Source organism: Acinetobacter sp. A47 (genome assembly GCF_000805455.1).
Classification (GTDB): domain Bacteria; phylum Pseudomonadota; class Gammaproteobacteria; order Pseudomonadales; family Moraxellaceae; genus Acinetobacter.
The window spans coordinates 41,247-63,544 of record NZ_JSUS01000016.1 but is presented as its reverse complement, the minus strand read 5'-3'; the positions used below and the strand labels follow the sequence as shown (position 1 = coordinate 63,544).

The following is a 22,298-nucleotide window of genomic DNA, read 5'->3' as shown; positions in this document are numbered from 1 at the left end:
TGGTGACAACGTAGAAATGTCAGTAGAATTGATCCACCCGATCGCAATGGACCCAGGTCTACGTTTTGCGATCCGTGAAGGTGGTCGTACTGTAGGTGCTGGTGTTGTTGCTAAAGTAACTGCATAATCGCCTAGAGTGATAAAAAAACACCCCTTTGGGGTGTTTTTTTATGCTTGTGGTTTGTGTATTTGTTTCTTGTATCGAAAATTTAATACTGAATTTGATTTTCTCTTGCGTCGAAAATTTTAATACTGAATTAAAATTTCCTCCTCATGTCCTAAACTGATAGCTTGCTGTCCTAAACTGCACTTATTTGATTTGTATAAAAACGTAATATAAAGCTCAAGAAACAAACATAAGTGCTCAGTGGAATGTTTCACTGAAAAGGAGTTGTCAGCATGAATGCTAAAGTAAATATTTCAAATCGTGCGGGTGCAAGCTTTCCAGTTCGACGAATGAATTTTGAATTTGATCAGGTACCGGAATACTGGATGAATGGTTCGGCTGGCTTGACTCATTTTATGACAGCTTTATCTGCGCTGTTTCCTGATGGCGAGAAATTATTTATTGATGCGGTACGTGCCGTTCGTTATTATCCGCCGATCAAGGACAATCAAGAACTCCAAAAAGAAATCAGTGCCTTTATTGGCCAGGAAGCCATGCATACTCAAGAGCATGTCAACTTTAATGCCTCTGCACAGAAATATGGCCATGATGTAAGAACTTTAGAACGCATTACAGGACGCTATATCGAGTTTGCACTGCGTAACTTTTCCAAAGTGGTCAAGCCGTTTGGCATGAGCAGGGAAATGGTCAATCTCACAGCGACGACGGCACTGGAGCACTTTACTGCCACTATCGCTTCGGAATTATTACGTAACCCGCATATTCAGGACTTAATGACCGATGACACGATGTCCTATATGTGGTTCTGGCATGCGGTGGAAGAAAACGAGCATAAAGCCGTTGCTTATGATGTGTATGAAGCGGTTTTCGGTAAGGGGATCAAGGCTTATAGCTTACGCACGACCGCGCTGGTATTTGCGATGGCCTTGATCTTTATTTTGCAGTCTTATTTTACTTTACGCCTGTTACAACAGGACAAGAAGCTGAACTTCAAAGAGCTGGCAATGATTTATAAATATGGTTATAGCCCATCAAAAGGGATTATTACCGGTATGGCAGGTGAGATGCTGGCTTATTTTAAACCGGGCTTTCATCCTAATGATCTGGATACGGTACAGTTGTTAAAAGACTGGAAGGCCAAACTTGGGTTTTAATATCTCAATCTGCACCTGAGTGTATTGCAAAGGACAATTTAAATTGTCCTTTTTGCTTTTTTAAGCTTTTGTTTTTGCTACCGGATGACATGTCCTAAGATGATGCTTTTCTGACCTTATCTGCACTTATTTATGGCACTAGAAAGGGCGTATAAAAGAACTATCAACAAAATTTATCAAAAGAATTTACGCACAGGAGAGAAGGGTATGAATGCTAAAGTAAATATTTCAAACCGCGCTGGCGCCAGTTTCCCTGTACGCCGAATGGATTTTGAATTTGGGCAAGTGCCACGTTACTGGGCAAATGGTGATGCTGCCTTGACGCATTTTATGACTGCGCTTTCAGCATTATTCCCGGAAGGTGAGCAGTTTTTTGTCAACAGTACCCGTGCGGTTCGTCACGATCCCAAGCTGGCCGATCCACGCCTACAAAAAGAAATCAGTGCCTTTATTGGTCAGGAAGCGATGCATTCCAAAGAGCATCTGGCTTTTAATGCCGCGGCTCAGGCTTATGGATACAATGTTCGTGAGATGGAACAGCAAACGGGCCGTTTGATCAATCGTACCATTGGTCTTACCTCTAAAATCTTGAAACCTCTGGGTTTTACCAAAGAGATGATCAGTTTGACCGGTACCTGTGCCTTAGAGCACTTTACCTCGACCATTGCAGAAGAGCTGTTGAGTAATCCTGATATTCAGGCCATGTTTATGGATGAGACCATGTATCATTTATGGATGTGGCATGCCGTTGAGGAAAATGAGCATAAAGCCGTGGCTTTTGATGTCTATCAGTCCATGTATGGACAGGGTGCCAAGGCTTATTTTATGCGCGCTCTGGCTCTGGTCATCGCGATGGGCCTGATCTTCATTACTCAATCTTATTTCACAGCAAAACTACTTCAGGTAGACGGTAAGCTGACCTGGCGTGATACCCGCTACATGCTGAAGTTTATGTATGGCTATAAGGGGTTCATGACCCGGCAGATTCCGACCTTGCTTTCTTTCCTAAGGCCGAAGTTTCATCCTAATGATGCCGATACGACTGAACTCTTAAATAAATGGCGGGCTGAATTGGGTTTTAATCTCAGTTAACTCCAACGGGCAGTAAAAACTGCCCATTTTTTTATTCAATTTTCAGCTGAAATTGACGATAATCTGCATCAGGATTTTATAGAGTAATAGCTTGTGATTCGATTGATGCAGGAGAGTGATCTGGAAAGTGTAGTCGCCATTGAGCGTCTGGTACAGACCCATCCATGGAGCAAGCAACAGTTTCAGGTATCTTTAGCTTCGTATCAATGTATGGTATATGAACAGGCTAGTCAGGTGGTGGGTTTCTGTATTTTGCAGCCTGTACTCGATGAAGCCAATTTATTACTGATGGCGATTCATCCTGAACAGCAGGGTAAGGGGCTGGGGTATATCTTGCTAGATAGTTCTATTCAGCAGTTAAACAACAATCCGATCCAGATTTTTTTAGAAGTGCGTGAAAGTAATGCTGCAGCAATCCGTCTCTATGAAAAAACCGGTTTTCATCAAATTGATGTGCGTAAAAACTATTATCCCAATCCGGATGGTAGCAGAGAGCATGCCGTGATTATGGTCAAGACATGCACAGATGATTTTGCTGCGTTATTTCAGTAAATTTATGTCATTTAAATTTGATTCAGACATTTTTTAAATATTAAAAGTATTTGTGGTACGGGGCCATTCAGGTTCCTCATTCCATTTTAGAATACCCTCCCTGTCTGGCACGCAGCTAAAGCGAAAATTGCTTTCGCTTGCCGAGTTACACCCAAATATATAAACAGCCGGTAAATGACCAGATTTAGATTATTTGATAATTAAATTATTCCACTCGGAAGGCAGTGTACTCATCAGTGAATGACCTAACTGCTGGATTTCATTGTCTGCAAGCGGACGATTCAGTCTGCGCCACTGTCCATCGAGTAATAATTCGAGGGGAGTATACTGGGACTTATAATTCATTTTTGAAGAGTGAGGTACCCAATACCCCAGATAGAGATAATCCAAGTTTAAGTTACGCACATATTCTATCTGTTTCAGGATTGCAAATACCCCAAGGGAACGGCGTTGCTCATCCGGATCGAAGAAGGTGTAAACCGCTGACAGCCCGTCGTCCATCAGGTCGCAAGTAGATACACCAATCAGTTTCTGTTCTTTCCAGAGTTCGATAAAGAAGCTTTCCGTACAGCTATGTACCAGAAATTTTTCAAACTGGTCCAGACTGGCAGGGTACATATCTCCATCGGCATGACGCTCATTGATATATCGTTCATACAGGTCATAATGTTGCTGAGTAGCTTGCGACGTTGGCAAAATACTCATTTGTAAATCCTGATTGCGTTTCCAGGCCTTTTTCTGGCTGCTGTTCATTTTAAATTCTTGTACCGGAACACGGCAGGATAAACATTGTCGGCATAAATGACATTCAGGGCGATAAACAAAATCACCGCTACGGCGGAAACCGACGCGAGACAGTTCGGATAATGTCACCACGTCAATACGGTGAATCGGGTCTAAAAATACCATCCGCGCAGATTTATTATCCAGATAACTGCAATCATGCGGCGGCGTAATATAATACTGTAAGTCATTTAAAAGGGACTTGGGTTGGTATGATTTCATTAATCTGTCCCTCCAAGGTGGTAATCCGTTAACCGTCTAATGTGCCAAAAACTGCTATTGTTTTACTTGAAAATACACGTTCTTGATAACTTTTCCAATTGATGGAGGGGGCAATAATTACATCTTGTAACGATTTTAGATAGGCTTGGCGAGAAAGTGTACTCGCACCGAGACTAAGCAGATGGTCATTGACCAGCTGGCAATCGATCCAGGGCAGCTGATTGTCCCGTCCAATCAGCATCAGGGTGTAAAAAGCCATCTTGGAAACATCGGTTTCCGTACTAAACATGGATTCACCAAAACAGCCTTTGCCGATACTGACGCCATACAAACCACCCACCAGTTTTTCTTCCTGCCAGACTTCAACACTATAGGCATAGCCGGCATTGAATAAGTCACAATAGCCTTGAATAATGTCTTCACTGATCCAGGTCTCATTGGCATAACTGCGTGGTAATGAGCAGGAACGAATCACCTCTTCAAAAGCACGGTTTACCGTGATCCGGTAATCGTGTTTTTTCATGTTCCGAATCAGTGACTTACTTGGCTTGTAGTGCTGCGGTTCAATAATACAGCGCGGTTCAGGACTCCACCAGCAAATCGGCTCATCTTCATTAAACCACGGAAACAGTCCATGGGTATAGGCTTCAAATAAGGTCGATGGACTAAGATCTGCACCAATACAGATAAAGCCATGACCTTCCGGGTCGGCCTGAACAGGATCTGGGAAAATGTAGGATGAAGGTGGGAGTACTTGCATAGCCAATCAGGTAAATAAGAATGATTCTAAACTAACTGAACTGAGCGCGAATGGCAATCATGGAGCCGTATCCTGTTCGGCAGAAATTTGGATACTGGTCCGGAATTAAAAAACCACCAGCTGGCTGGTGGTTTGTTTAGAGGCAGATTAGTTCAGGTTATCGAGATATTTCTCTGCATCAAGGGCGGCCATACAGCCTGAACCTGCTGAAGTAATGGCCTGGCGATAAATGCTATCTGCCACGTCACCTGCAGCAAATACACCTTCAACTGAAGTTGCTGTTGCATTGCCAGCGGTCCCGCTATGTACCTGAATATAGCCATCACGTAAATTGAGCTGGCCTTCAAACATGCCGGTATTTGGCTTGTGTCCGATGGCAACAAACAGGCCTTGAACCTGAACGTCCTGAGTGCTTGCATCCTGGGTTGACTTGATGCGTACAGCGGTAACACCAGTGTTGTCACCTAGAACCTCATCGACCTGATGGTTCCAGATAATGCTGATTTTGCCTTCCTTTTCTTTGGCAAAAAGGTGATCTTGCAGGATTTTTTCAGAACGTAAGCTATCACGACGGTGCACCAGGGTGACATGCGCTGCGATATTTGAAAGATAAAGTGCTTCTTCAACTGCGGTATTACCACCACCGACAACCATTACATTCTGGTTTTTATAGAAGAAACCATCACAGGTTGCACATGCACTTACGCCCTGACCCATAAACGCTGCTTCAGATTCAAGGCCTAAATATTGTGCGGTTGCACCGGTTGCAATAATGAGCGCGTCGCAGGTGTATTCTTCCATATCGCCTTTAAGCACAAATGGACGGGTCTTAAGATCAACTTCATTGATATGATCATAGACAATTTCGGTACCAAAACGTTCCGCATGGGCTTGCATGCGTTCCATCAGTACAGGACCGGTCAAGCCTTCTGGATCACCTGGCCAGTTATCAACTTCGGTTGTCGTTGTTAATTGACCACCGAGTTGCAGACCTGCAATGAGTGTCGGCTTGAGGTTGGCACGTGCTGCATAGACTGCTGCACTATAACCTGCAGGACCAGAACCCAGAATAATTAACCGTGAGTGGCGAGCGCTCATTAAAGAACATCCTTTTTATATTGAAACTGCTAAAATTATACGTGAATCGAGAGGGGAGTGGAGTAAATCGATCCGGATAATATTGATTAACTCAATCGAATTGAGCTATATCCGTGCAGAATGTTAACAACAACAGTAAATAATCGTGCATCTTTTTTGTAAGAACGAGTGCATAATATAAAACGTATTGCTTTAAGGCAGGTTAAACCTTAAAAGATACCAACAAATAACGAATCGGGTTACAGGACTGTATATGACTGCGGTGTCAAGTGTTTATGCACAACGCTTTTTAATGACATTATTTTTGATTTCCTTTGGCATTTATTTATTTCTTGCCACAGTAACTTATACACCGTTTGATCCAGGGTGGATGCATATTTCCAGTGATACCCAGCAGGTTTCAAATGCAAGTGGTGTGGCAGGTGCCTGGATCGCAGATTTACTCTTTGGATTTCTGGGCTGGGCCAGCCTGCTTATTCCACTGTTCCTGTTTGTAGAAGCAATTCAGGTCTGGTGGCCGAGGAGCTTTTTAAATCGCCCATTTCGTTATGCTGCCCAGTTTTTCCTGATTCTTTCGGTTTCAAGCCTGCTGTATTTACACTGGAATATGCCTGCAGATACCCTGGACAATGCCGCTGGCGGAATCATCGGTTATGAACTGGGAGGAAGCCTGTCCCAATTGTTGACGATTTATGGGGCGAGCCTGTTTTTACTGGCTTTCAGTATTTTGTTGCTGACACTGGCTTTTGGAATTCAATGGAACAAGACCTGGGCCACTTTGAAAAATACCCCGGCCTATTTGCAAGACCTGTTTTATAAAAATGTACCGCAAAACGAATCGGCCTATGATTTAACCGAGCAGTTGGCAGCAGCAGAAACACCGGCCGTGCAGAAGAAGGCAACTCAAGCATCTGAACCTGCTGATCCTGCGCCTGAAGTAGAAGAACCTAGAACCGGGCAGGTACAGGCCAAACTGGTCAAGATTGATGATTCCCATCATCAGTTGATGGCTGAAAAGTTATTTGCAGATGTTGTTGCCAAAGAGCAGCAAGGCCAGCAACCACAGCCAGCTGTGGTGCAGGATGAAGATTTTGAAGAAACCCTGCAACGTGCATATCAGCTTGAAACCGAAAGTCAGCGTTTAGTCAAAACAGGCGAGGTGTGGCGCGCATTACAACGTGATGATGCAAGTCATAAACAGGAAATTGATGCCTTATTACGTGCTGCTGATGACGCTGTCCAGACGACTCCGCTTTCACCTGCTGCGGCTGAAGCTGTCATGCAAAGAGCCAATCCGGACAATCTGGACTGGAATGATGACCAGATTTTTGATGAGTTACTGGCGGCCGTACCAAATGGTAAAACGGCTACAGATGTGCATACGCCTTTTACTCAGGACACGCATACACCAGCTGTACAGGAAAACGAGTTTGAAGCTGATATTGAAGCCCTGATCAGTGAATCGAATCAGGTCAACGTTGCCCAGACTCACACGCCGCCTGTGCACCATACTGGGCCAGAGGACAAGACTTACTCTGTTGCAGAAGAGATTGATGAATTTAATGATCTTCTGGTTGAGGAAGAGCGTGAACCTGCTGCTCCACGCGCCACCAGTTATGCCCAGTCATCCGCTTTTGTAAAAGCACCGATTGAAGTGAAGGCCGCACCGAAAGAAACCTTGTCAAAAGAAGCTTTCATCGAGGCCTGGCAAGAAACGGCTGGTAAAGCTGAACCTGAACCGGACTTTGATATTGAAGATGACTTTGATCTGGATGCACCACTGACCGATGCATTTGGTCGTCCAATGTCGCGCGCCATGCAGGTGGCACAAAAACGCCGTGATTTACCAACCTTACCTGGACTGGAATTGCTGGATGAAGTTGATCCGAATAAAAAAGTAAACTTCACTGCCGAGCAGTTATCGCGTCTTTCTGAGCTGCTAGAGATCAAGTTGCAAGAATTTAATGTCAAGGCGCAAGTGGTGGAAGCGCAGCCTGGCCCGGTGGTGACACGTTTTGAACTGGATCTGGCTCCGGGTGTAAAAGCCTCTAAAGTCACTAATATCTCGCGCGATCTGGCACGTTCAATGTCGATGGCTTCGGTACGTGTGGTTGAGGTTATTCCAGGTAAGCCGTATATCGGGATTGAAGTACCAAACAGTACCCGTGAAATGGTTCGCTTGATTGAGTTATTGAAAACGCCAGCTTTTGAAGACCCTGCGGGTTTGCTCTCTATGGCGATGGGTAAAGACATTTCAGGTAATCCAGTCATTACTGACCTTGGTAAAGCACCGCATATGCTGGTTGCAGGGACCACTGGTTCAGGTAAATCGGTCGCAGTGAACTCGATGATCTTATCGATGTTGCTGAAATATACGCCAGATCAGTTACGCTTGATTCTGATTGACCCAAAACAGCTTGAACTGGCCAACTATAACGATATTCCTCACCTGTTGACGCCAGTAGTAACTGACATGAAAGATGCAGTCAGTGCGTTGAACTGGTGTGTCAATGAAATGGAACGCCGTTATAAACTGATGTCTTTCCTGAAAATCCGTAAGCTCAGCGATTATAACCGCAAAGTCGAAGAGGCGATTGCCAATGGCGAAGACCTGATCGATCCGACATGGAAGCCGGGAGACTCTGCCACACAAGAACGTGCACCGCGTTTAACCCCGTTACCTTCGATTGTGATCGTTGCCGACGAGTTTGCCGACATGATTATGCAGGTCGGTAAAAAGGCGGAAGAAATGATTACCCGTCTGGCACAAAAATCCCGTGCGGCAGGTATTCATCTGTTACTTGCCACACAACGACCTTCTGTGGATGTCATTACCGGTCTGATCAAGGCCAACATCCCGACACGTGTGGCATTACGTGTCAACAGCAAGATCGATTCCCGTACCATTCTGGATGCTGGCGGTGCAGAAGACCTGCTTGGTCATGGTGATATGCTGTTCCTTGGACCGGGTAAAATCGAGCCTGAGCGTGTGCATGGAGCATTCATCAGTGATGATGAGGTGAACCGTATTTGTGATGCTTGGCGTGAGCGTGGTGAACCGGATTATGTCGATGAGATCCTCACGCCGTTTGATGAAGAACCTGCATCGCGTGGTTTTGAAGAGGGTGATGGTGATCCAAGCCGTGACGCGCTTTATGACCAATGTGTTTCTTTTGTTCTGGAAACGCGTAAAGCCTCTACGTCATCTTTACAGCGTAAATTCAGTCTCGGTTATAACCGTGCTGCACGGATTATTGACCAGATGGAAGAGAACGGTATTGTCAGTTCCATGGGGGCAAATGGCAAGCGTGATATTCTCGTTTAAGGAGAATCTTCCACTGAAAAGCCTCTATATTAGAGGCTTTTCTGCTTTATAGTTCTGTATTTTTATATGGTAAAAATCACGTTTTTTATTTAAGCTAAACTTTTCAAATCTCAACCTTGAGGTGAGTCGTGTTCGTTGCATTAAGTACACTCATTTTTATTCATTTCTGTGCACTGATTACACCCGGACCAGACTTTTTCCTGGTTTCGCAAACCGCGATTAGCCGCTCCCGCAAAGAAGCGCTTCTGGTGGTTCTGGGGATTTGTCTTGGGGCAATGTCGTGGTCATTGCTGGCATTGATGGGACTGAACATCATCTTTGAAAAAATGACATGGCTTAAACAGGGGTTACTGATCGCGGGTGGACTATATTTATGTTGGCTGGGTTTCCAGATGCTCCGTTCTGCCTTTTCTAAAAATAAACAAGACCTCAATCCAATTACTTTACCCCGGTCACCTTATCTGTTTTTTATGAAAGGATTGCTCACCAACCTTTCCAATCCTAAAGCCATTATCTACTTTGGCAGTGTCTTCTCCTTGTTTTTGGCCAATCCTCTATTTGACCAGCATCATTCTTTATTATTTATCATTGTATCGGTTGAAACGGTATTGTGGTTTGTACTGGTTGCATTTGTATTCTCACTGCCAACCTTCCGTACTGCTTACCAGAACTTTGCAAAATGGATTGATGGCGTTTCTGGCGGTTTGTTTACCTTGCTGGGGATTTACCTGATTGGAAGCCGCTAATCGTTCTAAAAAGCCAGTATCTTGAAGCGCACCCCGAAAGTTAGACACTTAAGCTAATTTGAAGGGTGCTTCTTTATAGCCCGATACAGGTTAAATTTGCATAAAAAATCCAATCAAAAGTAGTAACCAGAAGATGCTCCCGAATATGATGACCATGACTTGAGCGAGATTGAATTTTTCCTGAAGTATGATGCTGAAAGCATTGGTATGCGTTTTTGCATAATTTAGTGCGACAAATGCCCGGATCAGGAATATAAAGCTCAGTGAGGAGATGAGCCAGTAAGGATCTGGCAGGTTAGCTACAATAACTGCAAAAAATAGATAGCCGATATACATCCAGCCTGTAGAAAAACGCTGGGCATACCCTTGTTCCCCGGCATAACGCTGAATTCTGTTAAACAGTGAATATAAAAAGAATATGAAAAAAATGGCACGGAGCGCCGGCATGATATTGAGGTGATCTTTAATTGCAAAAAAACGCCATGCCTTAAACATCCACCAAATTTAGTATAGGCCGAAAGAAATGAGAGATAAAAAAATAAACTTTCTTAGACTAATGATTTTCAGGTCGGCTAAATGAGGGGCAGTGGTATTATTTTCAATTATATTGAGGGTAGGTTCTGTCATTTTTGGAAAAGTGGCTGGTTCAAAGATAAACGGGCTGAGGCTGGATGACCAAGCTCAAAGCACCAAAATATATTCGTATTTTTTATCAAAACCACATACTTGTTTCCCAAACAGGAAATGCATAAGTGATGTGGTTTTATACCGGAGATTGATCAGGCAAATTTCGCCAGCACTTCCAGAAAGCCTGCTTTTTGGCGAGGAAACTGTGCAATTACCTCATGAATGCGCTGTCCTTCCGGATTGGTGGCATTCAGATCGCGGCCATCTGCCAGAAACTTGATGATCAAACGCTCGTAGTCGTTTGGACGCATATGTTTAAATGCATGATAGAGCACATGAAAGTCAGCATTTACGCCAGTTGGAGGAAGCTGGTTAAGGTAGGCAAATACACGCTCATCCGACCATTCTTCATTGAAAGTTGCTGGCTGTGATAATGCCATGACAATCTCCTCAGTCTTATAAAATAATAAAGGCAAAATATGAGGCAGGATCAGAAAAGTATCGCTTTTCCCTGTCACACAACCCGAAGTCTGGCTTCACGTGAAAGAGGGAAAAGAAAAGTCATACTTTTCAAATTCTGCGACGTATTTTGCCCTTATTTATAAAAAATCGCTAATGAAAAAACTTCTATCGATCTTCAGGTAAATTGATATTCATTTCTAACATTTCGATATTGGCTTCTGAACGAACCTGCATTTGAATGTGCTGTTCATCCACTCCACGAACATAACGACTGACGACCTGCATGATTTCTTTTTTCATCTGGTCGATTTTGTCTTGACCCAGGCGACGGCCCAGGCCTTGTTCAGATGCAACAATAACTTTTAAACGATCTTTGGCAGTTTGTGCACTTGATGGTTTTTCATCACTGCTGAAAAGTTTACTCCAGAATCCTGCCATAATTACGCTCCAAATAGTCTAGCTAACCAACCTTTTGGCTGTACTGCAATGTGTCGATAAGGACGGTCTTCGCCAAGGAAGCGAGCCACCAAGTCATCATAAGCCTGACCAGCTTTTTGATCTGAATACAGAATCACTGGCTTACCTTCGTTTGATGCTTGAAGCACGCTTGGACACTCAGGAATCACACCTAAAGTCGGCACACGCAAAATGTCTTTAGAAATATCGTCGATGGTCAGCATTTCCTGTTTATCAGCACGTTCCGGATTGAAACGGGTGATACATAAATGCTTACGGATACGACCTTCGTTTTGTTCAACTTTCTTGGTTTTGCTGTCTAGCATACCAATAATACGATCTGAGTCACGTACAGATGAAATTTCAGGGTTGGTCACAATGATGGCTTCATCAGCGTGATACATTGCTAAAATTGCACCGCGTTCAATGCCGGCAGGTGAGTCACAGATAATATAATCAAACTCTTGAGAGAGTTCGTCGATCACACGTGCAACACCTTCATCACTCAACGCATCTTTATCGCGGGTTTGTGACGCTGGGAGAATATATAAGTTTTCAATATCTTTATCACGGATGAGTGCTTGTTGTAAGCGAGCTTCATTATTGATGACATTGACAAAGTCATAAACTACACGGCGTTCGCAGCCCATGATCAAATCAAGATTACGTAAACCCACATCGAAATCGATCACAACAGTCTTATGACCACGTAGGGCTAAACCTGTTGCAAAAGATGCACTTGTTGTAGTTTTACCTACACCACCTTTGCCTGACGTTACGACAACAATTTTGGCCACCGAATCCACTCCTATTTATGGTCATACGCCCCTAAAAGGGCTTTTTTGGTGTTTAATGAGATAAATTAAAACTGCAAGGCCTCAAATTCAAGTTCTTGCTTGTTATTTAAATAAATATGCACAGGCTTTTTGATCATATCTTTTGGAATATCATCCGCTACACAATAGGTTCCAGCAATCGAAATTAATTCTGCTTCCAGTGAATGGCAGAAAATACGAGCTGCAGCTTGCCCACCTGCACCTGCAATGACTCTACCACGAGCATTACCATAAATGTGAATGTTTCCAGACGCAATGACTTCCGATCCACTATTCATGCCTGCATTTAAAATGATATCGCCCTGATCTTGCACCAGACATTGGCCTGTACGCAAAATTTCATCATGATACGAGGTGATATAAGCATTCGATGTGTTTTTTTGTGGTGTTTGTATTGCAGAATGATCGGCTGCCTTGGCTGGTGCGTGCTCAACCACCTGTTCTTTTGTGGCTTTAATACGCTGCAAGGGCTGGTCTGCCGGCAGGACAGGGAACTGGATGGCACGTGCTTCATCGCCCAAAATGCCATCAATCACCGCCATCGGTTGTAATCCGATATCGATAAGAAGCTGAATTAAGGCAATCAATTCCTGTTCTACGGTACTGTCAATAATGACCAGGGTTCCAATATAAGAACCTTCACTCATTGTCGACGTCAGTTGCTGTCGGATTGCATTATGGTCATTTGTGTCGAAAGTCAGACGACTAAAATTCACCATTCTGCCCGTAATCCGTATATCAGCCATAATTTATCCTTCAGGGCTTTTTAAGCGCTCTATATGTGTTAAAGCAGTTGTAAATAAAAGCAAATGCTAGAACAAATTACACGAATTCTCTAGCTTGATTGGTAATTTTTCTTGTAATCATTCTGCTTTTTTATCCAATTGATCATATTCTTGCAAAGTTTGCTGCCATTGCTTGACCTTGACCTGTTTGCGTATGGCTTCAAGGCTCTCAAATACGACAGACTCCACCAGTTCTTCCAGGTATTGATTGTCAATATTTAACCGGCTGACCTGATCGGCAATATATTGATAGTTCTCATTGGGTCTTTGAACCGAACCGGCCGTAAAGGGTTCAATCAAACCGGCACTGATATTTTCCCCGAGACGCTGTCCAATACTTTGAATCTGCTGTTCAATCCTTCCCCCAACAATGGGAATCAGACGCAGCAGTTGCGTGAGTTCAGGTGTATCTTCAATTGCCTGATTGACAATGGTACCGACTTTTTGGGTAATCAAAGGCTGTTGCTGTTGCAGCGCGGTTGCCAGAGATTCCTGCAACATGGACGCAAGCGTAACGGTAAACAGCTGACGGTGGTGATCGACCAGATCATGTATAATTTTTTTATGATGTGAACTGGTTTGCAACTCATGACGAATACCATCAATGACGGTAATCACTACACGATCTGATAATTCTTCCATGACCACGCGGTAGTAAAAGACCGCTTTAATACGAATTCCGTCCGGTACCACTTTATAGCCCAGCTCATATAAGCGATAAGCAATGATGCCGGCACGGAACAGGCGCAAGAAGCGGAAATATGGAATGATTGCCAGAATTTCATACCAGTGAACAAAAGGAAAGAACCACCAGCGTGCATGATGTTTTTGCACAATTGACAAAAACCAGCGAATGACCAGCTCTACAATTAAAAAGATAATGAACCAGGCTTCAGTGGTGATCACCCAAGGATGCAGGTACGTCCGGTAATATTCCAGCACAGACGGGAGTTGGATGGTATTGAAAAACCAGCTCCCGATATTGCTCATCAGGAAAAAGTTCATGCCTAGGCAGAACAGGTTAAAAACAATAATAAAGACCATAAAAATGTCATAGACCAGAAACAGCTTAAAGAATTTGCTGTTCGGGTTGACATCGTTATATTTAGAGTTTTTTCCTGAGTCCTGCTGGGTCATGTCTTACTATGATTCCTTTTGAAGTGAGGGTTGGTATCTGGATTTCATCTGGCTGATCAGCTGGTCTTTTTCAGTCCAGATCTGGTCTACCCATTTCTGGAAACGTTCCCGATAAACCGGATCGTCTTCATAGTTACCACCTGGTACCCAGTCCGGAATATCTATTTTACGTAAATCTACCGCGATACGAGACACATCACCCAGCCAGAAATCACCATAACCCGGCGCCCCGTCCGGATAGACAATGGTCATATCTACAAGGGCATCAATCTGGTCACCCAGGATATTCAGCGCCAAGGCCAGACCGCCTGCTTTAGGTTTAAGCAGGTTCTGATAAGGGGATTGCTGTGCGGCATGCTTTTCTGCTGTAAAGCGAGTACCTTCCAAATAATTGAGCAGGGTAAAGGGCTGGCTCAGGAGCTGTTCACAGGCTTTACGTGCTTCCAGCATATCGCGTGACTTGAGTTCCGGATTTTTCGCGATCTGCTCTTTGGTGTGGCGTTTCATCATCGGGAAACCGAGGATTTTAAATGCCTGCCCGACAAATGGAATAAAAATGAGTTCCCATTTGGTAAAGAAACGGGTCAGTGGCATACGGGTTAGGCCAAAATATTGATTGACTGTGGTATCGACCCAGCTTTGATGATTACAGATCATCATATATCGGCCCTGCAAATTCAGATCAAGACTCTCATCGATTGTGATGTCCCAGTGCAGGTCTGGCAGCACGTGATCAATTAACCAGTTGTTGACGCCTAGCCAGCTATTGGTGATCTGTATATTGGTTTCATCGACTTTTGCTGATTTTTTAAATAATTTTGTCAGGCCCAGTGCCAGTACTGGAGGCCCATGCAAAAAGGTACTTCCTGTAATGACGGAACTAACTGTTAATCCTTTACTGACTTTTTGCAATAAGGACGCTTTTTTATTGGCATTAGACATAAATCGAGCCTTGAGTGCAGCTGTTTGAAAAAGAGATGTCCCAACTATAAACAACAGATGTTGAAATACAACTGTCTATTTTCAGATCTTGACAATTTTTATATATTTACACAGCTTAACTGCACTTTTTTCCGATAAATTCCGTTTTGGGGGATTGGGGTGGTGAAAGGTTAATTGTGTGATGTTATTCACATAAAGAAATAATAGTGTGAAAAGCATAACCATGAAGAAATTGTGGTGCTGTATTCAAGCAAAATGCATCAAAATATTACAAAAATACAAATAAAGTGTTTATTATTAACAAAATATCAATGGTCTAGGCCTGTTTTCTCATTCATTATTTGTCCAGACAACAAAATACATAGACAGGAGCTACGCAATGCGTGCATTAGTAATTTCAACACTCGTAGGGGCTGGATTGGTACTTTCTGGTTGCCAAACGACTGGTAATAACATCGGTGGCGTAGAATATGACAAATCTGCTCTAGGTGCATTAATTGGTGCAGCAGCAGGTTATGGCGTATCTAAAGGTAACGCAAATACAAGTAAACAAAACAACCGTGCTGCGGCAATCGGTGCTGTGCTTGGTGCTGCTGGTGGTTTATATCTCGACAATAAAGAGAAAAAATTACGTGAGCAAATGGCTGGTACTGGTGTAGAAGTTGGCCGTAATCCAGATGGTTCTGTACAGTTAATCATGCCGGGTAGCATTACTTTTGATACCAACAAGTCAAACATCAAGCCTAACTTCTACGGTACTTTAAACAAAGTAGCGCAAACACTGGCTGAAGATAACCGAAGTGCGATCCTTGTAACTGGTTATACAGACAATACAGGTAATGATTCAATCAATATCCCGTTATCTCAAGCACGTGCACAATCAGTGAAGAATTACCTGGCTGGTCAAGGCGTAGCGTCTAGCCGTATTGATGCACAAGGTTATGGTTCTTCTAACCCGATCGCATCTAACGCGACTGCTGCTGGTAAAGAGCAAAACCGTCGTGTAGAAATCAGCATTTATGCAAAACAGTAATTTATACTGATTTCTCAAAAAACCACCTTCGGGTGGTTTTTTTATTGTCGCTTTGGTCAGGCGACAAGCCGTGGCGCATCAGGTCGATTAAGGCATCATAATTTATACATATCCCGAGATTTACTATTGGGTTTCTAAAACAGAGATGTCTATAATTGTGCTCGAAAAATCAGGCTCGGAAACGAGAGAGGAATAACCAATGTCATCTGCCAGTCAACTTAATGACAAGCAACTTGAAGCCATGAAGTATGTTCAGGGGCCTTTGTTGGTACTTGCAGGTGCAGGTTCGGGTAAAACTTCGGTGATTACCCAGAAAATTGCCTTTCTGGTACAGCAGTGCGGGATTCCGGCATATCGTATTACCGCGATGACCTTTACCAATAAAGCCGCGCGCGAAATGAAAGAACGTGTAGGCAAGCTTCTGTCCCGTGAAGAAGCCAAAGGCCTCTCGGTTTCAACCTTCCATACCTTTGGCCTGAACTTGCTCCGGGTAGAGCTGAAACATCTACCGCTTAAACCGAACTTCTCGATTCTTGATGCAGATGACTGTAAACGGATCCTGATGGATTTGATGCAGCGTGACAATATGTCCGGGGCTGAAAGCAAAGAGCTGATTGCCAAGGCCATGAAGAAAATCTCGGACTGGAAGAACGATCTGGTGGTCCCGGAGCAGGCCCATTCAACTTGTGAAACTGCTGAAGATGTTCAACTGGCGCATTTGTACCAGCTATATGAGCGCAACTTGCGGGCTTATAACGCGGTTGATTTTGATGACCTGATTGTTATGCCGACACGTTTGCTTCAGGAAAATGCAGAAGTTCGTGATAAATGGCAGAACCGTGTCCGTTATTTGCTGGTCGATGAATATCAGGATACCAACACGGCGCAATATACCTTGGTGAAACTGTTGGTGGGTGTGCTGGGGCAGTTTACTGCGGTAGGGGATGATGACCAGTCGATTTATGCTTGGCGGGGCGCCAAACCGGAAAACATGGCCTTGTTGAAAGATGACTTTCATAATCTTAAAGTCATTAAACTTGAGCAGAACTATCGTTCCACCAGTCGTATTCTAAAAGCAGCCAATGCCGTAATTGAAAATAATCCGCATATTTTTGACAAGAAACTGTGGAGTGATAAAGGGCATGGCGAAACCATTCGTGTGATCACCTGTTTAAATGATGATGATGAAGCAGAGCGCGTTGTAAAAGACCTGATCACCCACAAGCTGATGAATGGTAAAAACTGGAAAGACTATGCGGTGTTATATCGCGGTAACTTTCAGGCACGTGTGATTGAAACCCAACTGCGTCAGATGCAGATTCCCTATAAATTATCAGGTGGCCAGTCTTTCTTCGCGCGCGCCGAAATTAAGGATGTGATGAGCTACTTACGTCTCATCATTAACCCGGAAGATGACAGTGCATTCTTGCGTATCATCAATACGCCAAAACGTGCCATCGGGCCTGTCACTCTCGAGAAGCTGGGTTTGTTTGCCCAGGAAAATACCTTGTCGTTGCTGACAGCTTCGTCTGACCAGCGTTTAAGCATGGTATTACCAAAGAAAGCGGCAACACAATTACATGAGTTTGCCGACTTTATCGCGACCTTTACCCGTGAATTGCTTGATGATGATGAGCCGATGCCAAAGGTTCGCCAAATGATCAATGAAGCCGGTTATATCGATTATATCCGTGAACAGGCATCTACACCTGCTCAGGAAAAAACCAAGCTCGACAGCATCGAAAGTCTGTATAGCAGTATTCAGAACCTTCTGAACCGTACCGATGACGTGGATGAAAAAAATATTGAAAGCGTGATCCGTAAACTGGTGCTGCTGGACATGCTTGAGCAGCAGCAGGAAGAAGAGGATACCGATAAAGTCAACCTGTTGACCCTGCATGCTGCAAAGGGGCTGGAGTTCCCTTATGTGTACATGATTGGTCTGGAAGAAGAGCTGTTGCCACATAAAAACTCGATTGCATCGGAAACCATCGAGGAAGAGCGCCGTTTGATGTATGTCGGCATTACCCGCGCGCGTCAGGGCTTGACTTTGACACTGGCGGAACAGCGCAAGAATGGCGGCCAAATGCGTCAGATGACCCCAAGCCGCTTTCTGGACGAAATGCCGCAAGATGATCTGGAATGGCATGGCCGCAAGAAGAAACTGGCGCCAAATGTTGACCCGAAAGAGCAGGCACAGCAATACCTTGCTAACCTGAAAGCATTGTTAAAACGTTAAGAATTTGTAAGTAGGAAGTTGTAATGAAAGTCCAGGTTAAAGTATTAGATACGCGTTTAGGTCAAGAGTGGGCTTTGCCTTCTTATGCAACCACCGGTTCGGCAGGTTTAGACCTGCGTGCATGTCTAGACAGTGCAATCGAGATTGCACCCGGTGAAACAGTGTTGGTAAAAACCGGATTGGCGATCTACATTGAAGATCCAAATTTTGCTGGCCTGATCTTGCCGCGTTCAGGTCTGGGCCATAAACACGGGATTGTGCTGGGGAATCTGGTCGGTCTGATTGACTCGGACTATCAAGGTGAATTGATGGTGTCGGTCTGGAATCGTGGACAAAATACCTTCCGTTTAGAGCCGGGCGAGCGTCTGGCGCAATATGTTCTGGTGCCGGTAGTACAGGCCGAGTTTGAACAGGTAAACGAGTTTGTCGCAACCGAGCGTGGTGCTGGTGGTTTTGGACATACCGGTCAGCAATAGATTTAGAACGTTACCGATTGAAAATGCAATGCTTTGCTAAAAGCGTTGCATTTCTTATATTGATTGTTGATTAAAATTATATTACAAAGCAAATGATTAATTATTTTAATTTTTCTGAACAAGGGTTAATTAATTACTTAATAATTTTGCCATTTTTTGCATAATCGAATGATTATAAAAATAGGGGCTTGCTGTGAATATACAACAAACTTTTCCTTTGAATATTTTTCGCGCCTATGATATTCGCGGAAAACTTTCAAATCTCACGCCAGACATTATATGTTCAATTGCCCATGCCCTTGCTTTACAGTATAAAAATGCTGGACAAAATCAGGTTGTTATTGGTTATGATGCACGATTAACCAGTCCTTATTATGCTGAGATTATTCAACAGGTTTTTCAACAGCAAGGTTTTCAGGTTACCCAGATCGGCTGTTGCTCAACGCCGATGATGTATTATATTGCCCGTGATTTTGGCGGTAATGGCATTATGGTCACAGCAAGCCATAATCCAAAGTCAGATAACGGGATCAAATGGATTGTAAAAGGGGAACCTCCCAGCCCTGAAGCCATTCAGGCGGTTGGTCAGCTAGCCCAGATTGCACTCCCGACCTTCAAGAACAGTTTTTTCTCCGAGCTTGGCTCTCATCAGATCGTTTCTCAGTATTGTTTACAGTATCAGCAGGCAGTGCTGGATGATATTCAGCTGCAACGACCATTAAAAGTTGCCCTGGATGGCCTGCATGGCTCGGCAGGCCGTTGTGCAAAACAGGTGCTGGAAAAGCTAGGCTGTGAGGTCATCGCTTTACGTTGCGAAGCCAATGGAGATTTCCCGGATCATGCTCCTGACCCATCTCATGCGGCGCATTTAAGGCAGTTACAGCTTGCTATTGTGACGGGCCAGGCCGACCTTGGGATTGCTCTGGATGGTGATGGCGACCGTGTGGTATTGCTGGATGAACAGGCAAATATTATCAGCCCTGACCGGTTACTGTCCCTATTTGCACAAATGTGTTTACAGCAGCATCCGCAAAAAGAGATTGTATTTGATGTGAAATGCTCGCGCATGGTGGCAGATACGGTTCAGCAGCTTGCCGGGCAGGCCAAAATGATCCGGACGGGCAGCAGTTTCCTGCGGGCCTATTTATCCCGTTCACAAGGGCAGGCGGTGTTCGGTGGCGAGTATGCAGGTCATTATGTCTTTAACGACGGACGCGGGTATGGCTATGATGACGGCCTGTATGCGGCTTTGCGGGTGATGGAATACCTCACACGATCAACAGCAAAAAGCTTGTCTGAATTATTGAGTATTTATCCTGAACGTTATTGTACAGAAGACACCTATATCGGCACGCATGATGCCAATCCGCAACAGGTTTTAGGCGCTATTGAAATCCTGAGTCAGCGTTTAGGCGCCCGTCTAAGTAAAATAGATGGGGTAAGACTTGATTTTGATGATGGTTTTGGCATTATTCGAGCATCGAATACCGGCGAATATTTTACCGTTCGTTTTGATGCAGATAACCCTGAACGTTTAATCGATATTCGCCAGAAATTTGTTTCCATGCTACAGGATCAGTATCCACTAATTGCACAAGAACTTGCACAGGCTTAATAAGGAGAAAGGCATGCCACATGAGCATATCGGCATTGATAAAGCAAAAATTTTGATTGAAGCTTTGCCGTATATCCAGCGATTTTCAGGAAAAACGTTGGTCGTCAAATATGGTGGTAATGCGATGACTGATCCTGAGCTGGAAAGTTCATTTGCCCGTGACATCGTACTGTTAAAAACCGTGGGGTTAAATCCTGTAGTTGTACATGGCGGGGGCCCGCAGGTTGACTCATTATTAAAACGTCTGGGACAGGAATCTGACCGCATTGATGGCATGCGTGTGACTGATCAGGCCACGATGGAAGTGGTCGAGATGGTGTTGGGCGGTAGCGTCAATAAATCGATTGTGAACCTGATTAACAAGCATGGCGGTCGTGCCATCGGTTTAACCGGTAAAGATGGCAATTTGCTGCGTGCGCGTAAGTTGTTGATGGAAAAACACGAAGCAGATGGTTCGGTTTCGCAAATTGATCTGGGGATGGTGGGTGAAGTCACCGGTGTGAAAACTGATGTGCTGGAAATGTTTACCCAAAGTGATTTTATTCCAGTGATTGCACCGCTTGGAGTAGATGAAGAAGGCAATACCTATAATATCAATGCCGATCTGGTCGCAGGCAAGGTTGCAGAAGCACTCGGTGCAGAAAAACTGATCCTGTTAACCAATATCTCAGGTGTGCTGGATGAAAACAAACAGCTATTAACCGGCCTGACCACGCAAGAAGTCGATCGTCTGATTGAAACCGGTGTGATTTATGGTGGCATGATTCCGAAAGTTGGCTGTGCACTGGATGCGGTAAAAGGTGGTGTGGTAAGTGCACACATTGTGGATGGCCGTGTACCGCATGCAAGTCTGCTGGAAATCTTTACCGATCATGGCGTCGGGACGCTCATTACCAATCGTGTGAAGCATTAATTTTACCGATTCAGAAACAGGCCCTAAACGGGCCTGTTTTTTTCGTCATCTGTTGTTCATGTTTTGGTCATCTGGATGTCATTTAAGCGCTTTAAGGTAAATTTAGCCATAAGGAGCTTTCATTATGCTAGAAAAATTAAATCAATATCGCCAGACATTGACTTTACCTTTACGCCATAAGCCAGCGCAAAGCCAGTTCCGCTTTGAATGGGTCGATAATTTAAAAGAATTACAAGATGTACAGCGTTTTAGAGCAACACAATTTAGTCACCAGTTTGGTTTACATTTTGAAGACGGTCTGGATCAGGACCTGTATGATTTTGGCTGTGAACATGCCGTTTTACGTGAAAAATGGACTGGTGAAATTGTGGCCTATACCCGGTTAAAATTATTTCAGGGCCATGAAATCGGGCAGAGCTATAGTGCTCAGGAATTTGAACTTGTTCCGCATCTGTCACATTTACCTAATGTTGTGGAAATTGGCCGGACCTGTGTTCATCCACAGTTTCGCTCTGGTAAGGCGCTTTCCATGCTATGGCTGAATCTGGTGCCTAAAGTGTTATGGTCAATGCGTGCCAAATATCTGATGGGCTGTGTCAGTATTCATCTGGAAGACAATCTGGCACGTGCCTATTATACCCATCGCCAGATTCAACAACTGGGTGAACAGCAGAGTATTGATATACGTTCAAAACGTCTCTTTGAACCTGAGCGTCCGGATTATAGTTTTCCGCAAGATGAACGGATGCCAAAATTGTTCCAGACCTATTTGGGCATGCAGTCCAGGCTGTCAAAGCAGGCATTTTATGATGAAGACTTTAAATGTCTGGATTATTTCGTATTTTTAGAAGTCAATAAGATTGCCATGTCTTTTGTCATGAACAAAATGGTACAGCGTTAACAGGATGCCGTGCCGAG

At 44.1% G+C, this 22,298-nt stretch carries 21 protein-coding genes and 1 pseudogene; 12 read left to right on the top strand and 10 right to left on the bottom strand.

Annotation, left to right across the window (positions count from 1 at the left end):
• From OC23_RS18700 to rimI, 4 genes and pseudogenes are all read left to right on the top strand, one after another.
• Positions 1-127: pseudogene (locus OC23_RS18700) on the top strand (elongation factor Tu); the annotation flags it as partial.
• A gap of 272 nt (positions 128-399) precedes the next feature.
• On the top strand, positions 400-1,281 hold the full coding sequence (locus tag OC23_RS05375; RefSeq protein WP_038343355.1) for a metal-dependent hydrolase: 882 nt from the start codon (positions 400-402) through the stop codon (positions 1,279-1,281).
• A 207-nt stretch (positions 1,282-1,488) separates the two neighbouring features.
• Positions 1,489-2,373, top strand: a complete 885-nt coding sequence (locus OC23_RS05370; RefSeq protein ID WP_038343354.1) for a metal-dependent hydrolase — start codon at positions 1,489-1,491, stop codon at positions 2,371-2,373.
• A 93-nt stretch (positions 2,374-2,466) separates the two neighbouring features.
• A complete protein-coding gene (gene rimI / locus OC23_RS05365; protein WP_201773432.1) occupies positions 2,467-2,925 on the top strand; it encodes a ribosomal protein S18-alanine N-acetyltransferase in 459 nt (152 codons plus the stop codon).
• Positions 2,926-3,114: 189 nt separating this feature from the next.
• On the opposite strand, the gene OC23_RS05360 is transcribed toward rimI, so the two are convergent.
• The 3 genes from OC23_RS05360 to trxB form a co-directional block, all read right to left on the bottom strand.
• A complete protein-coding gene (locus OC23_RS05360) occupies positions 3,115-3,930 on the bottom strand; it encodes an arginyltransferase (RefSeq protein WP_038343351.1) in 816 nt (271 codons plus the stop codon).
• Positions 3,931-3,958: 28 nt separating this feature from the next.
• A complete protein-coding gene (aat, locus tag OC23_RS05355) occupies positions 3,959-4,690 on the bottom strand; it encodes a leucyl/phenylalanyl-tRNA--protein transferase (RefSeq protein ID WP_038343348.1) in 732 nt (243 codons plus the stop codon).
• Between the two features lie 147 nt (positions 4,691-4,837).
• The gene (trxB, locus tag OC23_RS05350; protein ID WP_038343347.1) at positions 4,838-5,788 is read right to left on the bottom strand and encodes a thioredoxin-disulfide reductase; all 951 of its coding nucleotides are present in this window, start codon (positions 5,786-5,788) and stop codon (positions 4,838-4,840) included.
• 253 nt (positions 5,789-6,041) lie between these two features.
• On the opposite strand from trxB, the gene OC23_RS05345 reads away from it, so the two are divergent.
• Together OC23_RS05345 and rhtC are read left to right on the top strand one after the other, a co-directional pair.
• A complete protein-coding gene (locus tag OC23_RS05345) occupies positions 6,042-9,113 on the top strand; it encodes a DNA translocase FtsK (protein WP_038343346.1) in 3,072 nt (1,023 codons plus the stop codon).
• Positions 9,114-9,241: 128 nt separating this feature from the next.
• Positions 9,242-9,859: a threonine export protein RhtC gene (gene rhtC / locus OC23_RS05340; RefSeq protein WP_038343345.1), complete on the top strand. Its 618-nt coding sequence runs from the start codon at positions 9,242-9,244 to the stop codon at positions 9,857-9,859.
• A 90-nt stretch (positions 9,860-9,949) separates the two neighbouring features.
• On the opposite strand, the gene OC23_RS05335 is transcribed toward rhtC, so the two are convergent.
• The 7 genes from OC23_RS05335 to OC23_RS05305 all read right to left on the bottom strand — a co-directional run bounded on the left by OC23_RS05335 (position 9,950) and on the right by OC23_RS05305 (position 15,104).
• A complete protein-coding gene (locus OC23_RS05335; protein WP_038343344.1) occupies positions 9,950-10,354 on the bottom strand; it encodes a hypothetical protein in 405 nt (134 codons plus the stop codon).
• 284 nt (positions 10,355-10,638) lie between these two features.
• The gene (locus OC23_RS05330) at positions 10,639-10,926 is read right to left on the bottom strand and encodes a PA4642 family protein (protein ID WP_038343343.1); all 288 of its coding nucleotides are present in this window, start codon (positions 10,924-10,926) and stop codon (positions 10,639-10,641) included.
• Between the two features lie 187 nt (positions 10,927-11,113).
• On the bottom strand, positions 11,114-11,386 hold the full coding sequence (minE, locus tag OC23_RS05325) for a cell division topological specificity factor MinE (protein ID WP_004655180.1): 273 nt from the start codon (positions 11,384-11,386) through the stop codon (positions 11,114-11,116).
• Between the two features lie 2 nt (positions 11,387-11,388).
• The gene (gene minD / locus OC23_RS05320; protein WP_038343342.1) at positions 11,389-12,201 is read right to left on the bottom strand and encodes a septum site-determining protein MinD; all 813 of its coding nucleotides are present in this window, start codon (positions 12,199-12,201) and stop codon (positions 11,389-11,391) included.
• Positions 12,202-12,266: 65 nt separating this feature from the next.
• A complete protein-coding gene (gene minC, locus OC23_RS05315) occupies positions 12,267-12,986 on the bottom strand; it encodes a septum site-determining protein MinC (protein ID WP_038343339.1) in 720 nt (239 codons plus the stop codon).
• Positions 12,987-13,103: 117 nt separating this feature from the next.
• Positions 13,104-14,162, bottom strand: a complete 1,059-nt coding sequence (locus tag OC23_RS05310) for a hypothetical protein (protein ID WP_038343337.1) — start codon at positions 14,160-14,162, stop codon at positions 13,104-13,106.
• Between the two features lie 6 nt (positions 14,163-14,168).
• The gene (locus tag OC23_RS05305; RefSeq protein ID WP_038343336.1) at positions 14,169-15,104 is read right to left on the bottom strand and encodes an acyltransferase; all 936 of its coding nucleotides are present in this window, start codon (positions 15,102-15,104) and stop codon (positions 14,169-14,171) included.
• A 379-nt stretch (positions 15,105-15,483) separates the two neighbouring features.
• Between OC23_RS05305 and OC23_RS05300 the strand changes: the two genes are divergently transcribed.
• The 6 genes from OC23_RS05300 to OC23_RS05275 all read left to right on the top strand — a co-directional run bounded on the left by OC23_RS05300 (position 15,484) and on the right by OC23_RS05275 (position 22,281).
• A complete protein-coding gene (locus tag OC23_RS05300) occupies positions 15,484-16,137 on the top strand; it encodes an OmpA family protein (protein WP_038343333.1) in 654 nt (217 codons plus the stop codon).
• A 199-nt stretch (positions 16,138-16,336) separates the two neighbouring features.
• Entirely contained in the window at positions 16,337-18,376 is a 2,040-nt protein-coding gene (rep, locus tag OC23_RS05295; RefSeq protein WP_038343332.1) for a DNA helicase Rep, read from the top strand.
• A gap of 23 nt (positions 18,377-18,399) precedes the next feature.
• Positions 18,400-18,852: a dUTP diphosphatase gene (dut, locus tag OC23_RS05290; protein ID WP_038343330.1), complete on the top strand. Its 453-nt coding sequence runs from the start codon at positions 18,400-18,402 to the stop codon at positions 18,850-18,852.
• Between the two features lie 193 nt (positions 18,853-19,045).
• Complete coding sequence (locus OC23_RS05285) at positions 19,046-20,467, top strand: phosphomannomutase/phosphoglucomutase (protein WP_038343328.1); 1,422 nt, start codon at positions 19,046-19,048, stop codon at positions 20,465-20,467.
• 13 nt (positions 20,468-20,480) lie between these two features.
• Positions 20,481-21,380 carry an acetylglutamate kinase gene (gene argB, locus OC23_RS05280; RefSeq protein WP_038343325.1) on the top strand — a complete coding sequence of 300 codons (900 nt, stop codon included), beginning with the start codon at positions 20,481-20,483 and terminating at the stop codon, positions 21,378-21,380.
• A gap of 124 nt (positions 21,381-21,504) precedes the next feature.
• Complete coding sequence (locus tag OC23_RS05275; RefSeq protein ID WP_038343324.1) at positions 21,505-22,281, top strand: GNAT family N-acetyltransferase; 777 nt, start codon at positions 21,505-21,507, stop codon at positions 22,279-22,281.
• The last annotated feature ends 17 nt before the right edge of the window (positions 22,282-22,298 follow it).